At 50.1% G+C, this 17,377-nt stretch carries 17 protein-coding genes, 1 rRNA gene and 1 riboswitch; all 18 genes read right to left on the bottom strand.

Annotated features, from left to right (window positions below):
* Nucleotides 1-13: 13 nt before the first annotated feature.
* Nucleotides 14-238, bottom strand: coding sequence for a hypothetical protein (locus ASG02_RS10890; protein WP_056063404.1), 225 nt, complete (start codon nucleotides 236-238; stop codon nucleotides 14-16).
* A gap of 12 nt (nucleotides 239-250) precedes the next feature.
* On the bottom strand, nucleotides 251-1,630 hold the full coding sequence (locus ASG02_RS10885; protein ID WP_056063401.1) for a TrkH family potassium uptake protein: 1,380 nt from the start codon (nucleotides 1,628-1,630) through the stop codon (nucleotides 251-253).
* Nucleotides 1,631-1,667: 37 nt separating this feature from the next.
* The gene (locus ASG02_RS10880) at nucleotides 1,668-1,982 is read right to left on the bottom strand and encodes a YerC/YecD family TrpR-related protein (RefSeq protein ID WP_023467078.1); all 315 of its coding nucleotides are present in this window, start codon (nucleotides 1,980-1,982) and stop codon (nucleotides 1,668-1,670) included.
* 68 nt (nucleotides 1,983-2,050) lie between these two features.
* On the bottom strand, nucleotides 2,051-3,790 hold the full coding sequence (locus tag ASG02_RS10875) for an adenine deaminase C-terminal domain-containing protein (RefSeq protein ID WP_056063398.1): 1,740 nt from the start codon (nucleotides 3,788-3,790) through the stop codon (nucleotides 2,051-2,053).
* A 211-nt stretch (nucleotides 3,791-4,001) separates the two neighbouring features.
* A complete protein-coding gene (gene purD, locus ASG02_RS10870; RefSeq protein ID WP_056063396.1) occupies nucleotides 4,002-5,264 on the bottom strand; it encodes a phosphoribosylamine--glycine ligase in 1,263 nt (420 codons plus the stop codon).
* 15 nt (nucleotides 5,265-5,279) lie between these two features.
* Nucleotides 5,280-6,800, bottom strand: a complete 1,521-nt coding sequence (purH, locus tag ASG02_RS10865) for a bifunctional phosphoribosylaminoimidazolecarboxamide formyltransferase/IMP cyclohydrolase (protein WP_035412295.1) — start codon at nucleotides 6,798-6,800, stop codon at nucleotides 5,280-5,282.
* Entirely contained in the window at nucleotides 6,797-7,372 is a 576-nt protein-coding gene (gene purN / locus ASG02_RS10860) for a phosphoribosylglycinamide formyltransferase (RefSeq protein WP_056063393.1), read from the bottom strand. The genes purH and purN overlap by 4 nt, the downstream gene beginning before the upstream one ends.
* Nucleotides 7,369-8,403: a phosphoribosylformylglycinamidine cyclo-ligase gene (purM, locus tag ASG02_RS10855; protein WP_056063391.1), complete on the bottom strand. Its 1,035-nt coding sequence runs from the start codon at nucleotides 8,401-8,403 to the stop codon at nucleotides 7,369-7,371. The genes purN and purM overlap by 4 nt, the downstream gene beginning before the upstream one ends.
* A 16-nt stretch (nucleotides 8,404-8,419) precedes the next feature.
* The gene (purF, locus tag ASG02_RS10850) at nucleotides 8,420-9,829 is read right to left on the bottom strand and encodes an amidophosphoribosyltransferase (protein ID WP_056063682.1); all 1,410 of its coding nucleotides are present in this window, start codon (nucleotides 9,827-9,829) and stop codon (nucleotides 8,420-8,422) included.
* Nucleotides 9,805-12,024, bottom strand: coding sequence for a phosphoribosylformylglycinamidine synthase subunit PurL (purL, locus tag ASG02_RS10845; protein ID WP_056063388.1), 2,220 nt, complete (start codon nucleotides 12,022-12,024; stop codon nucleotides 9,805-9,807). The genes purF and purL overlap by 25 nt, the downstream gene beginning before the upstream one ends.
* Nucleotides 12,005-12,688 (bottom strand): phosphoribosylformylglycinamidine synthase subunit PurQ, encoded by a 684-nt coding sequence (purQ, locus tag ASG02_RS10840; protein WP_035412283.1) that lies wholly within the window; start codon nucleotides 12,686-12,688, stop codon nucleotides 12,005-12,007. Before purQ ends, purL begins: the two co-directional genes overlap by 20 nt.
* Nucleotides 12,685-12,933 (bottom strand): phosphoribosylformylglycinamidine synthase subunit PurS, encoded by a 249-nt coding sequence (gene purS, locus ASG02_RS10835; RefSeq protein ID WP_023467069.1) that lies wholly within the window; start codon nucleotides 12,931-12,933, stop codon nucleotides 12,685-12,687. The genes purQ and purS overlap by 4 nt, the downstream gene beginning before the upstream one ends.
* Nucleotides 12,930-13,637, bottom strand: a complete 708-nt coding sequence (gene purC, locus ASG02_RS10830; RefSeq protein ID WP_056063385.1) for a phosphoribosylaminoimidazolesuccinocarboxamide synthase — start codon at nucleotides 13,635-13,637, stop codon at nucleotides 12,930-12,932. Before purC ends, purS begins: the two co-directional genes overlap by 4 nt.
* A gap of 59 nt (nucleotides 13,638-13,696) precedes the next feature.
* Nucleotides 13,697-14,992, bottom strand: a complete 1,296-nt coding sequence (gene purB / locus ASG02_RS10825; protein ID WP_035398969.1) for an adenylosuccinate lyase — start codon at nucleotides 14,990-14,992, stop codon at nucleotides 13,697-13,699.
* The gene (purK, locus tag ASG02_RS10820; RefSeq protein ID WP_056063381.1) at nucleotides 14,989-16,092 is read right to left on the bottom strand and encodes a 5-(carboxyamino)imidazole ribonucleotide synthase; all 1,104 of its coding nucleotides are present in this window, start codon (nucleotides 16,090-16,092) and stop codon (nucleotides 14,989-14,991) included. The genes purB and purK overlap by 4 nt, the downstream gene beginning before the upstream one ends.
* Nucleotides 16,089-16,580 (bottom strand): 5-(carboxyamino)imidazole ribonucleotide mutase, encoded by a 492-nt coding sequence (gene purE / locus ASG02_RS10815; RefSeq protein WP_056063378.1) that lies wholly within the window; start codon nucleotides 16,578-16,580, stop codon nucleotides 16,089-16,091. Before purE ends, purK begins: the two co-directional genes overlap by 4 nt.
* A gap of 89 nt (nucleotides 16,581-16,669) precedes the next feature.
* Nucleotides 16,670-16,771: riboswitch (purine riboswitch) on the bottom strand.
* A gap of 208 nt (nucleotides 16,772-16,979) precedes the next feature.
* A complete protein-coding gene (locus tag ASG02_RS10810; protein WP_023467064.1) occupies nucleotides 16,980-17,177 on the bottom strand; it encodes an NETI motif-containing protein in 198 nt (65 codons plus the stop codon).
* Nucleotides 17,178-17,276: 99 nt separating this feature from the next.
* Nucleotides 17,277-17,377: ribosomal RNA gene (gene rrf / locus ASG02_RS10805) — 5S ribosomal RNA — on the bottom strand; the annotation flags it as partial.

The following is a 17,377-nucleotide window of genomic DNA, read 5'->3' as shown; positions in this document are numbered from 1 at the left end:
CAGAGCGAGATGGTCAGACGTGTGTCCGTCGTTTCGTCAACAGTGACGCCAGTAACAACGCAAAGACGGCATATACCGGCACGAACGCCCACGGTTCTGCTAAAAAGAAGCCGAGTACCGGAACGTCCAGTAACGGTGAATCTGGTGAACAGAGTGCTCGCCCATTGATGAGCGCCAAAAACGGTAAGACAGGTACAGCAAAGATATACGCGAAGTTGATCCAAAAGGCACGTTTCATACAAGAGCCTCCTTATCCGATAATGACGGATTCCTTCGGATAGTTGTAGTTACGTTTCGGTTGGTTCGCTTTCAACAGAAGAACGAACGAGATGACACCGATTCGACCAATGAACATCAGCACAGACAACGTCCATTTTCCGATATCCGATAATTGATCCGTGATGCCGAGCGATAGACCGGTCGTACCGAACGCTGAACACGCTTCAAAGAACAGCACCAGGAACGGCGCGTCCTCAACAATCAACAATACGATCAATCCAACCATCGTCACGCCAGTCGAGACGACGATGACGACAAAGGCCTTCCAAATATCCGATTGACCAATCTCACGACCGAAGATTTTGATCCCATATTCCCCTCGTATGAAGGCGATGACACTCAAGACAGCGACGGCGAACGTCGTCGTTCGAATCCCCCCACCAACGGAAGACGGTGACGCTCCGATGAACATTAAGAGCGACAAGACAAAAATCGAGGCTTGTGAGAAGGACGTGATATCGATCGTCGTCAATCCACCGTTACGAGTCGTAACGGATTGGAACAAGGCGTCGACGAGCTTCTCATCGATTGGTAAGCCTTTAAAGGATTGGTTCCATTCGAATAGTAGTAGTGCTACCATTCCAAAGAGAACGAGAATGAAGAACGTCGACGCCGTCAATTTCGTGAACAGTGAAAAATGATACGGTTGACGTGTCGCCTGACGTGTTGCCCGGTACGAAATATAACGCCGGACTTCAACGAGTACCGGAAAACCGATCGCGCCGAGCGTCAAAAGCAGAATTTGCATGAAGACGACGAATAGATCACCGCGAAACGGTAGTAACGATTCTCCCGTGATATCAAAACCGGCGTTCGTCGTCGCACTGACTGACCCGAATAACCCTTGAAGCATCGCTTCACCTAACGTCGGAAAATACTTTGTGTAGTACAGCCCGAGAATCAATGCTCCGATCAACTCAATCGAGACGATGATCAAGATGACTTCCCGAATGTATTTGACGACACCTTGCATCGTCGTCTGGTTTTGATCTCGGACGACAAGTTGACGTTCCCGAAAGCCAATTCGTTTTCCGAGGATGACCCACATCGCGATATGAAGCGACATCAAGCCGATCCCGCTGACTTGTACTAAAATCATGATCATGAAGTACCCGAACGTCGTAAAGGTATCCGAAACCGAGACCGTCGTCAGACCGGTGACACTAACACAACTGACCGCCATGAAGACCAGGTCCGTGAAGTCCCAGTCGTAATTTCCTTTCGTCGACCACGGTAAGCCGAGCAGAATGATCCCAATGATGACAGCAACGAAGTAGATGATGACGAGCGACTGGATAGGCGTCAGCTTTCGAATGAAATGTTGAATTCTTTGTTGTAACGCAAAATCCATATCGGTGCGCCCCCCTTCATAGAAGTAGCGGATAACATTAGTTATCCGCTACTTCTTGCTCGATAAGACCTAAACGGGCGAGTGCTAAGTCATAACCACCAGAACCGTAGTTCAAGCAACGTTTGACACGCGAGATCGTTGCTGTTGAAGCACCGGTCGCCTTTTCGATTTTGTGATACGTATTGCCTTCACGTAATTGACGTGCGACTTCCAGACGTTGGGCGAGCGCCTGGATTTCGTTGACGGTCGCTAAGTCTTCGAACAACGTATAACAATCTTCTAATGAATCCATCTTCATGATGGCTGTAAATAACTGATCTAATTCTTTTCCACGCAATTTATCGAGTTGCATCTTGTGACTCCCTTTCCCATTCAATTGCTCTTTAATAGTTTAAAGCGCGACGTTTTAAAATTCAAGCATCATCGCAAAATCGCCGGGAAAAGGACTTTTTTCCGAAGGACTTCGTAAATACCTTGTGGTGTGATTCGCACATATGGTAGATGTGTCGACGCTAGGAATAGCAACGTATAGACCGGATCTTCAAAGGCATATCCACGGGCAAATAATGCCTCCCGTAAAGCGGTTTCTTGAACGATCAAATCCTCGAGTGGTAAGTCGGACGTCTGCCCCATTAAGGTCAATGGAACTTCAGCGATGACTTCTCCGTCTTCGACGAGAACGATTCCACCGCCAAATGTTTTCATCCGCTCAAACGCGACTTGCATATCTCGTTTTGATTTACCGATCATCAAAATATCACCACTAATCGAGTACGAACTGACGAGACCTCCGACTTGTGTCGCAAAGTTCTTCAAGACGGTATTCAAACGCCACTTCCCTTCGCGGTCCAGTAGCATCAGGAAGGATTCATCGCAACCTGCTGGTAGCATAGGTACACTCGTGTCATGCTCGACTTGATAGAGCTTCATGATGACGGAATTGACCATTTCAAGACCAACCGGCATGCTGAATGAAAAATCCTGCTCCGTTAAGGAAATCTGGACTTCTGATCGTGGCATAAGGGCATAAGCAGCATCAAGCGCTTCTGCTGGGTAACATGGAATGTCGGCTTGACGGACCCATATGCCGCGCGCAAGTACAGCGACAGGTGTCGGAGCATCTTTTGCCTCAAGGAAATTGAGATGTGCAATCCGTCCTGGCGCGATACTTCCGAGTAGATGATCGAGATTAAAGTGACGCGCTGCATTGTATGACGCAATCCGGTACGCTTCTTCGACCGGAATGCCTGCCTCGAGCATCAGTCGGATCGTCTCATCCATCATGCCCGCTTTATAGAAGGAGGGTGTCGAACCATCTGTTGTCACTAGTACCTTATCGAACTGCGTCAATCCCGCTTCGACAAGCCCCTTAAAGATATCCGGTAGATCCGGACGAATCGATGAATAACGAATCGTCGTCGTATAACCAAGTTCAAGACGTGTCATCGCTTCTTCGACCGTCATTGCCTCGTGATCACTCGTCACACCATACAGCGCCATCTTTGTCAGCGTCTTCGCTGAAGCACCAGGGAAATGACCTTCGATTGGTTTTCCAAGTTTGATCGCATCCTGCATCCAGTGGAGCAGTTCATCGTCCCCTTGCGAGAGACGTGGCCATCCCGTCAACTCACCCGCTTGGATGACTTGTGGATGTTTGAGCCATGCTTGAATCCGGCGATTATCGATCGAGATACTATCGGCATCAAGCTCGGTCTGCGCGTCGAGTCGTGCCCACCAGTACATCGAGGTCGGTAGGTCCGCTAGCGCCTCGACTTGAGCAAACGCTTGCTCCGTCGGCTCTAATAATAACAACATGTTGTCGTTGACGAGGGTCGATGTTCCTCGCTCTGCTGCGAATTTTGCAAGACTCGCTGGATTATAAAGTTGAAACGGATGGGCATGAGGTTCAATGTAACCGGGTACGATATATTGACCTGTCGCATCATGGTAGGCATCGGCTTGTTCCGGCATCTCTGGACCGACATAGACGATCCGGTCGCCACTGATCCAGATGTTCGCCGTCCGCCATGCTTTGACGCCATGATTTAGGTAAGTGGCATTCTGTATGACAAGTGTCGGTGCAAGCTTTCCGCTGATGACCGCTTGGTGTGTTCGTACTTCAGATTTCGTCCAAGGGGATCTTCCACAATTTTTTTTCACGAAAGCTCGACCTCCTTTATTTTATTGAAAACGCTTTCTTATAGTTCTTATACTAAAATGTTGCTAAGTAAGTTTCAAGAAGTTTTGCCCCGTTCCGGATTCATTTGGTCAAAATAACACAAATTCGCCATGGAAGACAAATCTTTTCGTGCACTTCGCCAAGAAATAAAAAAACCAGACGAGACTCTGTCGAGTGCGTCTGGTTCAACTATCATGATTCATGTGAGGAACGAAAGGCTTTTTGAGCGATATCAGTTCGGTAAAAGAATGGCTGATCCGTTACGTCTGGTAAGTTCGCATAGACCTGTTCGACAGCTTGCTCGATCGTCTCTGCAAGACTGACACAGACGAGGACACGTCCACCGGCTGAGACAAGTTGACCGGATTGTTCTGCTGTTCCGGCATGAAAAACGAGAAGGGCATCCCCGATCTGATCGAGTGGAATCATTTGTCCCGTTTTTGGCGCTTCTGGATATCCTTCTGCAGCGACGACGACACCGACAGCTGCTTGGTCCGTCCAAACGACTTCTGGTGTCTGTCCGTCCATCAGTGGTCTGATGACATCAAGTAACGGTGTCTCTAAGCGTGGGAGAATGACTTCCGTTTCCGGATCACCGAACCGAGCATTGAACTCGATGACGAACGGTCCTTGTTTCGTCAACATCAGACCGGCATAGAGGAAGCCAGTGAACGGTATTCCTTCGCTTGCCATCTGATCGACGAGCGGCTGTATGATGCGATCAACAGCTTCTGTCGTCAACGCTGCTTCGTCCCACTGAGGTAACGGTGAATACGCGCCCATTCCTCCTGTGTTCGGACCTAAGTCACCGTCAAATGCCCGTTTATGATCTTGCGACAACACCATCGGAATGACCGTCTCTTCGTGGACGAACGCCATTAACGAACACTCTTCCCCGACCAAACACTCTTCGATGACGACGCGGCTTTGCTGCCCGTACTCCCCGGCAAACGTATCGTGGATCGCTGCAAGTGCCTGGTCCACAGTTTCTGCGACCGTGACCCCTTTTCCGGCAGCGAGGCCGTCGGCTTTGATGACAATCGGTGCACCCGCTTTGCGAACATACGCTTCTGCCTCTGCTGCTGAAGTAAAGACGGCGTGAGCAGCGGTCGGAATACCGGCACGCGCCATCAATTCCTTCGCGAACTGCTTACTTCCCTCGATTGCCGCAGCTTCCCGTGTCGGTCCGAAAACCTGCAGTCCCGCTGCCTGAAAGGCGTTAACGACCCCGAGAACGAGTGGTCCTTCTGGTCCGACGATCGTCCAATCAATCTGTTCGTCTTGTGCGAACGCCACGAGTTCATCGATGGCATTTTCGGCGATCGGAACACATGTAGCTTGTGTCATCCCGGCATTCCCAGGCGCAGCATACACTGTCTCGATCCGTTCATCCTGTGCCAGCTTCCAGACGAGCGCGTGTTCACGCCCTCCTTTACCAATCACCAATACCTTCATTCAAATCGCCTCCGCTTAGTGTTTGAAATGTCGAACGTTCGTAAAGACCATCGTGATGCCGTGTTGGTTACATGCATCGATCGACTCTTGATCGCGAATCGAGCCGCCTGGTTGAATGATTGCTGTAATACCAGCTGCTGCTGCCGCTTCGACCGTATCGCCCATTGGGAAGAAGGCATCGGAAGCAAGGGACGCGCCGATCGCTTTTTCTCCAGCTTGCGTGATTGCAATGTTCGCTGAACCAACACGGTTCATCTGTCCTGCACCGACACCGACGGTTACTTCGTCTTTTGCGAGAACGATCGCATTCGACTTGACGTGTTTGACAGCGCGCCATGCGAGTTTCAAGTCTTCCCATTCCGCTGCTGTCGGTTTGCGGTCTGTCACGACACGTGCTGCTGCATCATCTAATGTCTCATCGTCACTGTCTTGGACGAGCATACCGCCGGCAACTGCTGTATAGCGGATCGCTTGGACACGTTTGACGTCGAGTTCAAGCAGACGAATGTTCTTTTTCGCTGACAATAAGGCGAAGGCTTCTTCCGTGAAGGACGGGGCAATGATGATCTCAAGGAAGATACCGCTTAGTTGTTCTGCTGTCTCTAGGTCGACTTCACGGTTCAAGGCGACGATGCCTCCGAAAATTGAAACCGGATCGGCTGCATGCGCGCGACGGAATGCCTCTCCGATCGTTGGACCGACGGCAACACCACACGGGTTCATGTGTTTGACGACGACGGCTGCTGCTTCGCGGAACTCGTCGAGAATTTCGAGTGCAGCGTTCGCATCTTGGATGTTGTTATACGACAACTCTTTACCATGCAACTGTTTCGCTGAAGCGAGGGAAGCCCCACGGTAAATTGGTGTTTTATAAAAGGCTGCTTCTTGGTGTGGATTTTCTCCGTAACGGAGATCCTGGACTTTCTCAAGCGTGATCGTCAACTGGTCCGGGAACTTCTCGCCTGTTTGCGTCAAGAAATAATCCGCGATCAACGCATCGTACGCCGCTGTATGACGGAAGGCTTTCGCTGCAAGACGTTGGCGTGTCTCAAACGTTGTTCCACCTTCACGAACCTCAGCAACGACTGTTTCGTAATCAGCTGGATCGACGACGACCGTCACAGCCGCGTGGTTCTTCGCTGCAGATCGCAACATGCTTGGACCACCGATATCGATGTTCTCAATCGCATCCGCATAAGCAACGTCTTCTTGTAAAACTGTCTGCTTGAACGGATACAAATTGACGACGACGAAATCAATTGGTTGAATCTGTTGCGCAGCCATCTGTTCGCGATGGGATTCAAGATCACGACGACCAAGTAGTCCACCGTGGACCATCGGATGAAGTGTCTTGACACGTCCATCGAGCATCTCTGGGAATTGTGTGACTTCACTGATACCAATGACCGGAAGCCCAGCTTCCTCTAATGCTTGATGTGTTCCGCCTGTCGAGACAAGCTCGATCCCTGCTTCATGAAACGCTCGTCCTAGTTCGACGATCCCTGTTTTATCCGACACACTAATTAACGCTCTCATACGTTTGCCTCCTCTTTCATCCACTCTTCGATGACTTGCGGATACAGTCTATGTTCGACACGCTGAATCGCTTGTTGCAACGTTTCACGCGTCATCTCTTCTGTAATCCGAACGGCTTCTTGAGCCATGATGGGTCCTGTGTCCATTCCTTCATCGACTATATGAATTGTAACACCTGTGATTTTAACTCCGCCACGAAACGCTTGTCCGATCGCATCTTTTCCCGGGAACGCCGGAAGCAGCGACGGATGAATGTTGACAATTCGCCCTGCGTATCGTCCGAGCAACTCTTCCCCGATCAAACGCATGTACCCGGCAAGGATGATCCGTTCAACACCTTTTGCTTCAAGACGAGCGATGATCTCCCGCTCAAAGCTCGGTTTATCCGGATAGTCCTTTGCTCGAAAGACGAAGATGTCACATCCACGTCGTTTTGCTCGCTCGATGACTGTTGCGTCCGGTTGGTCGCAGACGATTAGTTCGATCGAGGCATGTAACGTCCCTGCCTCGATTGCTTCAAAAAGTGCTTCGACATTACTACCGCTTCCTGATGCAAAACAGGCGATCTTCATGCGTCGACCCCTTGAATCCGGACACCTTCTTGATCGGTCACGTGACCAATCACGTACGCCGTCTCATTTTCACGAGCGAGACGTGTTGTTACTTCCACGACATCTTCCGGTTTGACGATCAACATGAAACCAATCCCCATGTTGAAGACATTATACATGTCATGTCGTGGCAGATCACCTGCTTGCTCGAGCCAGTCGAAGACCGGTAACGTCGGCCACTTTTTCGGATCAAACGATGCACCAAGACCCTCTGGCAAGACGCGTGGTACGTTTTCGTAGAAACCGCCACCTGTAATATGGACCATCGCTTGAATCTTTTCCGTCTCAAGGGCAGCTTTGACCGCTTCGACGTAGATACGTGTCGGCATGAGAAGCGCATTACCAAGTGTATGACCGAGCATCATGACTTCATCTTCGTAGCTAAGGCCACTCTCGGCGACAATTTTACGGACAAGTGAAAAGCCGTTCGAATGGACACCGGACGAAGCAAGACCGAGAATGACATCGCCTGCTGCGACCTTGTCACCGGTAATCAATTTTTGCTTCTCGACGGCACCGACGGCAAAACCAGCGATGTCGTATTCGCCATCCGCATACATCCCTGGCATTTCTGCCGTCTCACCACCAATCAACGTACAGCCCGCTTGGACACATCCTTCAGCAACACCGGCGACGATTCGTTCGATCTTCGCTGGAATCGCCTGACCGAGCGCGATGTAGTCGAGAAAATAAAGCGGTTCTGCACCTTGGACGATGATATCGTTCACACACATCGCAACACAGTCGATCCCGATCGTATCGTGTTGTTCGAGTGCGAAGGCAAGCTTGAGTTTCGTACCGACCCCGTCTGTCCCACTGACGAGGACCGGTTCTTTCAACTGCAATTGGCTGAGGTCGAACATCGCACCAAAGCTACCGAGTCCCGTTAATACTTCTTTGCGCATCGAACGGGCGACGTGTTTTTTCATTCGAGTGACGGACTCATATCCTGCCGTCAGACTCACACCTGCTGCTTCGTAATGTTTGCTCATGTTCTTCCCCCATCTATCAAAGTTTAGCTTCTAACTCGAGCGAACCGAGCGGTGTCGGATACTCTCCTGTGAAGCAAGCGGTACATTGTCCTTTTAATGGTCCATCGAACGGGCGGTCGATTGCATCGACCATACCCGGTACAGTTAGGAATTCAAGTGAATCAGCACCGATTTCTTGACGGATTTCTTCCGGCATCAACCGGGCAGAGATCAACTCGTCTTTTGACGATGTATCAATCCCGTAATAACATGGATTCGTAATCGGTGGTGCCGTGATACGGACATGAACTTCCGTTGCACCGGCTTCACGTAATAAACCGACGATGCGGCGACTCGTCGTTCCTCGGACGATCGAATCATCGACCATGATGACACGCTTCCCTTGTACGACACCGCGTAACGCAGACAACTTCATTTTGACCCCACGTTCCCGTAACTCCTGTGACGGCTGGATGAACGTCCGTCCGACATAACGATTCTTGATCAATCCCATTTCATACGGAATACCACTCGCTTCCGCGTAACCGATCGCTGCCGAGATACTGGAATCCGGTACCCCTGTAACGACGTCTGCTTCGACCGGTGCTTCTTCATACATCTTTTTCCCGAGTGCTTTCCGGGCCGTATGGACGTTGACGCCATCAATGATTGAATCTGGACGTGAGAAGTAGATGTATTCCATCGAACACATCGCTCGTTCGCGTGGTTGCATGTATTGACGAGACGACATGCCGTGTTCTGTGATCGTCACGAGCTCCCCCGGCTCGATATCACGAATGAACTCTGCACCGACGATATCAAAGGCACATGTCTCTGACGCAAATACGATGCCGCCGTCCGGTGTCTTCCCGAGTGACAGTGGACGCAGTCCGTGTGGATCAACCGCCACGAATAACGTATCTTCCGTTAAAAAGAGGAAGGCAAATGCCCCGACAAGACGCGCGAGACTGTCGGCAATCCGGTCTTCAAGTGTATCGAGCTTACTGCGTTTGACGAGATGGGCGACGACTTCCGTATCGCTCGTCGTCTGAAAGATTGCACCTTCTGCTTCGAGTAGATGCTTCAGTGAATCCGCGTTGACGAGGTTCCCGTTGTGTGCGAGAGCGAGATCTCCCGTCCGCGACTTGAAATGCAGCGGTTGGGTATTCTCAAGTGTGTTTCCACCTGCTGTCGAATACCGGACGTGTCCGATCGCATGATGTCCTTTAAGATTCATCAGTATCTCTTCCGAAAAGACTTCCGTCACCAGTCCTTGCCCGCGGTGCGGGAAGAGGTCGTCGCCGTCACTCGTGACGATGCCTGCCCCTTCCTGTCCCCGGTGTTGCAAACTATGCAAGCCGTAGTAAGCGAGTTGCGCTGCATTCGGTTGTCCGAAGATCCCGAAGACGCCACACTCCTCATTTAGTCCTTTGATGTCATATAACACGCGATTGCTCCTTCCCAGTCTCCCTGTAAGGTCGAACGGTCTGCTTCGATCCGTGTCTCTGCCGTTTCGATGACAAGAAGCTCATCGTTCGTGACGACACCGATCGCTTGAGCACCGGTCCGTTGTTCGAATGCTGCAACGTGCGTTTGTGGCACAGTGACGACGAAACGTGATTGCGATTCACTGAACAGATGTAACGTTGGTCCATCAAACTGAACCTTCAACCCAAAGTTCGTTCCAAACGTCATCTCAGCGAGGGCGATTGCGAGACCACCTTCTGATACATCATGCATCGCATTGACTTCACCTGCTTGTACTGCTTGTTGTAACACTTGTAAGCGTGCATGTTCGACTGCTAAATCGATTTGTGGTGCGCGACCGAATGATTTACCGAATTGCATATATTGAAGCTCACTACCACCAAACTCGGCTGTTGTTTCACCTAACAGATAAATCTGGTCACCTGCTTGTTTGACGTGTTGCGTTGTGATCCATTCGGTTTGCTCGTGTAATCCAACCATTCCGACGACCGGTGTCGGGTGAACCGCTTGACCAGCTGACTCATTGTAGAGCGAGACGTTTCCACCGATAACAGGTGTCTCAAGGACACGACATGCTTCTGCCATACCGGCTGTTGCTTGCTGCAACTGCCAGAAGCCTTCTGGTTTATCCGGATTTCCGAAGTTCAGGCAATCCGTGATGGCAAGTGGTGTCGCCCCACTCGCGACGATATTACGAGCTGCTTCTGCAACGGCGATCTGTCCACCGACATATGGATCCAAGTAGACGAAGCGACTGTTGCAGTCGGTCGTCATGGCGAGTGCCTTGTTCGTACCACGGACACGGATAACGGCTGCATCTGATCCCGGTGCGACGACCGTCGATGTCTGGACCATATGATCGTACTGATCGTAGACCCAGCGTTTTGAAGCGATCGTCGGCTGACGGAGTAGTGCTCGCCATGTCTCAACAATGTCCTCGACGACTGGAAGTGTCTCTTCCATCGCTTGAAATTCTTCATAATACGCAGGCACGCGAGATGGTTTTTCATAGACTGGTGCTTCTTCCGCTAACGCGTCAACCGGAACTTCCGCCACGATATCCCCATGATGGATCAACCGTAAGACTTTCTCTTCAATGACTTCTCCGACGTGAACGGCATGGAGCCCCCATTTGCTGACGATTGCTTCAATCTCTGCTTCGCGCCCCCGTTTGACGACGAGTAACATTCGCTCTTGTGATTCTGAGAGCATCATTTCGTAGGCTGTCATCCCTGTCTCCCGTTGCGGGACGTCATCGAGGTGCATCTCGATGCCCATGCCTGCTTTTGAAGCCATCTCTGCTGAAGAAGATGTTAGTCCAGCAGCGCCCATATCCTGCATCCCGACCAGTGCTGGATGACCAACGATCTCAAGACAAGCTTCAATCAATAGCTTCTCCATGAACGGATCGCCGACTTGAACAGCTGGACGTTTTGCTTCCGTATCTTCTCCGAGATCTTCCGAGGCAAATGTCGCACCATGAATACCATCGCGCCCAGTCGCTGCACCGACGTACATGACTGAGTTCCCGACACCTTTTGCCTGACCTTTTTGAATATCGGCATGGTTGATCAAACCGATACACATTGCATTGACGAGTGGATTTCCTTCATACGAACGATCAAATCCGATTTCGCCACCGATCGTTGGAATACCGACACAGTTGCCATACCCCGCGATCCCTGCAACAACTTGTTCGAACAGTTGATTAACACGTGGTGTACCGAGATGACCGAAGCGGAGCGAGTTCATGAGCGCAACTGGGCGCGCACCCATCGAGAAGATGTCACGAATGATACCGCCGACGCCTGTTGCAGCACCTTGATACGGTTCAACAGCGGATGGATGGTTGTGGCTTTCAATCTTAAAGACGACAGCCTGCTCATCACCGATATCAACGACTCCTGCTCCTTCACCCGGTCCCTGTAAGACACGTGGTCCAGTCGTCGGGAATTGACGGAGGACCGGTTTAGATGTCTTGTATGAACAATGCTCAGACCACATGACCGAAAACAATCCTGTTTCCGTATAGTTCGGTTGGCGTCCGAGTAAATCGACGACCATCTGGTATTCCGTATCACTTAATCCCATCGTGGCATAAACGCGTTGCTCTTGAATCAATTCTGGTGTTGGTTCAGACTGTTGTTTTAGCATGGTGTGCCCCCTGTTTGACGAGTGAAGTAAAGAGTTTCAATCCATCTGTTCCGCCAGTCAATAGCTCGACTGCTCGTTCTGGGTGTGGCATCATCCCAAGAACATTGCCAGCTTTATTCGTGATCCCGGCGATATCGCCGCGCGAACCGTTCGGATTATCGACATATGTGAAGGCGATTTGCCCGTTCGTTTGGAGCATCGCGTAAGTCGCATCGTCGCAGTAGTAGTTTCCTTCGCCATGTGCGATTGGAATCGAGATCGTCTCGCCTGGCAGATAATCTGATGTAAACCGTGTCTTCGTGTTTTCAACCTTCAGTTCGACCGTCCGACACATGAACTTCAAACCGTTATTTCGATGCAAGACACCTGGTAAGAGTCCCGCTTCGACAAGAATCTGGAATCCGTTACAGACACCGAGGACGGTTTTTCCTTCTGTTGCAAAACGTTTGACCTCTTCCATAATCGGTGAGAAGCGTGCGATTGCCCCGCAACGAAGGTAATCTCCGTAGGAAAATCCACCTGGTAACAGGACACCATCGTAGCCTTCAAGTGATGTTTCGGTATGGAAGACGTATTCGGCTTCTTCTCCGAGCGCATCCTTAACCGCATGGTACATATCTAAATCACAGTTCGATCCCGGAAAGACGATGACCGCGAACTTCATGCTGGCGTCACCTCTTCGATCGTAATCTGATAATCTTCCATCACCGTGTTAACGAGTAGTTTTTGACACATCTCATGAATCATCGCTTCTGTCGTTTCCGTTTCAACGAGCAGTTCAATCTGTTTTCCGATTCGAACACTCTCGACACCCGTAAAACCAAGCTGTTGCAATCCGCCTTTTACAGCAACTCCTTGTGGATCTAAAATGCTTTCCCGTAATGCGATCGATACGATGACTTTTTTCATTGTGTGTTTCCCCCTAGGCGATTGAATAGTGTTTGGTAAGTCTCTGTCAGTGAACCGATATTGCGTCGGAAGACATCTTTATCGAGATGTTCTCCAGTTTCCTGATCCCACAGGCGGCATGTATCAGGTGAGATCTCATCAGCCAGTAGAATCGTTCCACCTGCCGTCTTGCCGTATTCCAATTTAAAATCAATCAACGTGATTCCGTTTTGACGGAAGTAAGGTTGCAAGACTTCATTCACGCGAAGTGCTTTGTCCGACAGCTCTTCTAGCTCCTCAGAAGTCGCAATCTTCAGTAAATTGATGTGCGATGAGGTGACGAGTGGATCGCCTAACGTATCATCTTTATAGTAGAACTCAACGATTGGTGTTTCGAGCACCGTACCTTCTTCGATACCGAGCCGTTTACTCAAGCTTCCTGCGACGACGTTCCGGACGACGACTTCGAGTGGAATGATAGTGACACGACGTACGAGCTGTTCGCGCTCCGAGACACGCTCAATGAAATGTGTCGGAATGCCCGCTTGTTCGAGGATTTCAAAGAAATGACTCGTCAATCGGTTGTTCAATTCGCCTTTTCCAGCAAATACTTCTTTTTTCTCGCCGTTGAATGCCGTGGCCTCGTCTTTATAGACGATCCGGAGCACATCCTGCTCCTGCGTCGTGTACAATCGTTTTGCTTTTCCTTCATAAAGTGGTTGCATCGCTTTCGTCCCCCATGATCCTAAGATGTAGACGGGGCAAATGCCCCGTCTCAGGTTGATTAGTTCAAGCCACACCGTTCAAAAATTTCATCGACACGACTCGTATGGTACGTCGGATCGAAACACGCATCGAGCTCTTCTTCTGTGAACAGCTGTTGAATGTCCTGTTCTTGCCACAATAAGTCACGGAACATGATTTGTTCTTCCCACGCCTGCATCGCACGCGGTTGAACGAAATCATACGCTGCTTCACGCGACCAGCCTTTTTCGATTAAAGCGAGTAAGACATGTCCAGAGAAGATGACCCCAAACGTCCGGTCCATGTTCCGCTTCATGTTGTCCGGGAAGACCGTCAAGTTCTTCACGATGTTTCCGAAACGGTTCAACATGTAGTTGAGCAGTCCTGTTGCGTCCGGAAGAATGATGCGTTCTGCCGAAGAGTGCGAGATATCCCGTTCGTGCCAGAGTGAGACGTTCTCGTACGCCGTCACCATGTGTCCACGGATGACTCGGGCAAGACCTGTCATGTTCTCAGAGCCAATCGGATTCCGCTTGTGCGGCATCGCCGATGATCCTTTTTGACCTTTAGCGAAGAATTCTTCGACTTCACGCGTTTCCGTCTTTTGTAGACCGCGGATCTCCGTTGCCATCTTTTCAATCGATGTCGCGATCAGAGCAAGCGTCGACATATAGTGTGCATGACGATCGCGTTGTAACGTCTGTGTGGAAACTGGAGCTGGTTTCGTTCCTAACTTTTCGCAGACGTATTTTTCAATGAACGGATCGATATTCGCGAATGTTCCGACGGCTCCTGACATCTTGCCGTATTCGACCGTCTCACGTGCTGCTTCGAAGCGGACTTTGTTTCGTTTCATCTCTTCGTACCAAAGCGCTAGTTTCAGACCGAACGTCGTCGGTTCTGCATGTACGCCATGCGTTCGTCCCATCATGACCGTATATTTATGTTCGTTCGCTTTGACCTTTAAGATGTCGATGAATCGATCGAGGTCTGCAGCAAGAATGTCGTTTGCTTGCTTCAACAGATATGAGAGTGCTGTATCGACGACGTCCGTTGACGTTAGTCCGTAATGAACCCATTTACGTTCTTCTCCGAGTGTCTCAGAGACAGCACGCGTAAAGGCGATGACATCATGACGTGTCTCTTGTTCGATTTCAAGGATCCGGTTGACATCAAAAGAGGCATTGTCCCAAAGTAATTGAACGTCCTCTTTCGGGATGACTCCTAGTTCACTCCATGCTTCACACGCAAGAATCTCGACTTTTAACCAAGCCTCGAATTTGTTTTGTTCGGTCCAGATCGCTTTCATCTCAGGACGTGTATACCGTTCGATCATTGAACTGTCTCCTTCCATATCGACAGGCGTTCGACTTCTGCCAAAGCATCGTCGACCGTGTCCGCAAGGATGTTTAAATGTCCCATCTTGCGACCTGTCTTGGCTTCTGCTTTTCCATATAAGTGAACTTTCGTCCGAGCGCTTAGTCTCGGTAGTTCCTCGTATAATGCTGTGACATGCTGACCCAGGATGTTCGCCATGACGACCGGTGTCGTCAGACGGGTATCACCGAGTGGAAGACCACTGATGGCACGGATATGTTGCTCGAATTGGGATGTTTCGCAAGCATCGATTGAATAGTGACCCGAATTGTGTGGTCGGGGTGCTAGTTCATTGACGATTAGTCTAGAACCGACGACGAACAACTCGATGGCGAGTGTACCGATCAACCCGACAGCATCCGCGATCGATTCAGCGAGCGCAATTGCTTCTTGTTCGAGCGATTCGGAAATGCGAGCCGGTACGATTGATAGATGCAAGATATTTTCCCGATGAATGTTCTCACTGACTGGGAAGACGCGTGTTTCTGTTGCGCTTCGCGTCACGATGACGGAAATTTCCTGATCAAACGGTAACCACTGCTCCGCGACATACTCTGTCGGTTCGAATCGTTCGATTGCCGCTTGGAACTGTTCTTCCGTCCGAATGACGGTCTGTCCTTTTCCGTCGTATCCGAATCGTGCTGTCTTCAAGACGAACGGTAATCCGAGTCGTTGCTTCGCTTCCTCTAAGTCAGCAGGATCTGTCACCGGATAGTATGGAGCGACGGAATGCCCGATGCGTTCAATCATCTCTTTTTCTCGAACTCGATGTTGCGTTTGAAAGAGGAGATTCGTTCCGTGAATCAGTTTCGTTCCGATCGCTTCAGCGACTTCCGTTGAGATATTCTCGAATTCGTAGGTGACGACATCCGATTCAGCTGTAAGTTGCTTCGCTGCTTCAATATCCGTGAAAGCTGCCTGAATGTGTTGATCCGCCACTTGCGCACACGGTGCGTTGTCTGTTGGATCAAGCGTCAGAATCTCAAAGCCCATCTTACGGGCGGACAGTGCCATCATTCGACCGAGTTGACCTCCACCTAATATTCCGATTCGCTTCATAGTAGGTTCCCTCCAGATGCAATGACGTCCCCTTCGAGTTCGACACGCATATGATCGAGCTTACGGGCAAGTCGTTCATCTTGAATCGACAGAATTTGAGCGGCTAGCAATCCAGCGTTTTTTGCGCCTGCTTCTCCAATCGCGACTGTTGCAACCGGTACACCACCTGGCATTTGAACAATCGAGAGCAAGGAATCAATTCCTTGGAGCGCTTTACTCTTCACAGGAACACCGATGACGGGTAATGTCGTTTTAGCGGCGACCATGCCTGGTAGATGAGCGGCACCGCCTGCACCGGCAATGATGACCTTCAGTCCTCGTTCACGTGCTGATTCAGCATAACGAAACATCAGATCCGGTGTCCGGTGTGCGGAGACGACTTTTTTTTCATACGGAATCTCAAGTTGCTCCAACACATCGCATGTATGTTTCATCGTTCCCCAATCCGATTGACTTCCCATGATGACGCCGACTTCTACATTTCCCATCGCTGTTTCCTCCTTTGTGCATAAAAAAAGCCCAAACCACGGCTAAAAGGGTGGCTTAGGGTATAAAAAGGTACGCCAAAGAAATATCGACGAACATCCATATACCCCATAGTCCAACGATTTAGGGTCGTTGGGTAGAAACTTGCAAGCCATATCCCTGCTATTATACGAGGTGTTTATATTCAATCATCCTGTCACGACTTCATCTTAACAAGTCCATCCCAAGGCGTCAACCAAAGGCGAACAATTTAATTGTCTGAAAATTTATCGTTCGGTTTTAAAAGAGGTTTTTCTGATTTCATTGATTGTCCATTCGGAGTTTATTTTCTTGAAAGGCATCACATGGAATCAAGAACGAAAAGAGCACCCTCCACATGAATCGGAGGATGCTCTAGGCAGTTACTCATTCTCTTTCACTTTACAATCGAAGACGATTTGTTGACGAATTGGATACGGTTCGCCATTAGCGTCTAATCCAAAGATCGGTTCTTCTCGTCGGACCGTCGGGCGGTATCCCATGGCATCGATACGATCCAAACAAGCACCAATCGTCTCGTTCTCTTCGACGGCTACACGTAGTTTCGTTTTTTTCGCCATATCCCTGTTCAGTCCCTTCATTAAAATGGATACGTGTCTTTCTACAAAAAGACACAAAAAAGCGGCGGCCCTTGAGCGTATGCTCCAGAACCACCGTTTGCCTGGCAACGTCCTATCCTCACAGGGGGAAGCCCCCAACTACTTTCGGCGTTCAAGTGCTTAACTTCCGTGTTCGGCATGGGAACGGGTGTGACCACTTG

Origin of the sequence: Exiguobacterium sp. Leaf196, assembly GCF_001423965.1 — a bacterium.
Classification (GTDB): Bacteria; Bacillota; Bacilli; order Exiguobacteriales; family Exiguobacteriaceae; genus Exiguobacterium_A.
The sequence above is the reverse complement of the archived record's forward strand: the minus strand, read 5'-3'. Positions and strand labels throughout refer to the sequence as shown.

Coding starts and splice junctions, on each gene's coding strand:
- purS (WP_023467069.1), bottom strand. CDS start 12,933: ATGAAAAAAGTCATCGTATCGATCGCATTACGGGAAAGCATTTTAGAT.
- purD (WP_056063396.1), bottom strand. CDS start 5,264: ATGAAGGTATTGGTGATTGGTAAAGGAGGGCGTGAACACGCGCTCGTC.
- purC (WP_056063385.1), bottom strand. CDS start 13,637: ATGCAACCACTTTATGAAGGAAAAGCAAAACGATTGTACACGACGCAG.
- ASG02_RS10890 (WP_056063404.1), bottom strand. CDS start 238: ATGAAACGTGCCTTTTGGATCAACTTCGCGTATATCTTTGCTGTACCT.
- purK (WP_056063381.1), bottom strand. CDS start 16,092: ATGAAGCGAATCGGAATATTAGGTGGAGGTCAACTCGGTCGAATGATG.
- ASG02_RS10880 (WP_023467078.1), bottom strand. CDS start 1,982: ATGCAACTCGATAAATTGCGTGGAAAAGAATTAGATCAGTTATTTACA.
- purL (WP_056063388.1), bottom strand. CDS start 12,024: ATGCTAAAACAACAGTCTGAACCAACACCAGAATTGATTCAAGAGCAA.
- ASG02_RS10885 (WP_056063401.1), bottom strand. CDS start 1,630: ATGGATTTTGCGTTACAACAAAGAATTCAACATTTCATTCGAAAGCTG.
- ASG02_RS10810 (WP_023467064.1), bottom strand. CDS start 17,177: ATGGCGAAAAAAACGAAACTACGTGTAGCCGTCGAAGAGAACGAGACG.
- purN (WP_056063393.1), bottom strand. CDS start 7,372: ATGAAGATCGCCTGTTTTGCATCAGGAAGCGGTAGTAATGTCGAAGCA.
- purE (WP_056063378.1), bottom strand. CDS start 16,580: ATGGGAAATGTAGAAGTCGGCGTCATCATGGGAAGTCAATCGGATTGG.
- purM (WP_056063391.1), bottom strand. CDS start 8,403: ATGAGCAAACATTACGAAGCAGCAGGTGTGAGTCTGACGGCAGGATAT.
- purB (WP_035398969.1), bottom strand. CDS start 14,992: ATGATCGAACGGTATACACGTCCTGAGATGAAAGCGATCTGGACCGAA.
- purQ (WP_035412283.1), bottom strand. CDS start 12,688: ATGAAGTTCGCGGTCATCGTCTTTCCGGGATCGAACTGTGATTTAGAT.
- purH (WP_035412295.1), bottom strand. CDS start 6,800: ATGAGAGCGTTAATTAGTGTGTCGGATAAAACAGGGATCGTCGAACTA.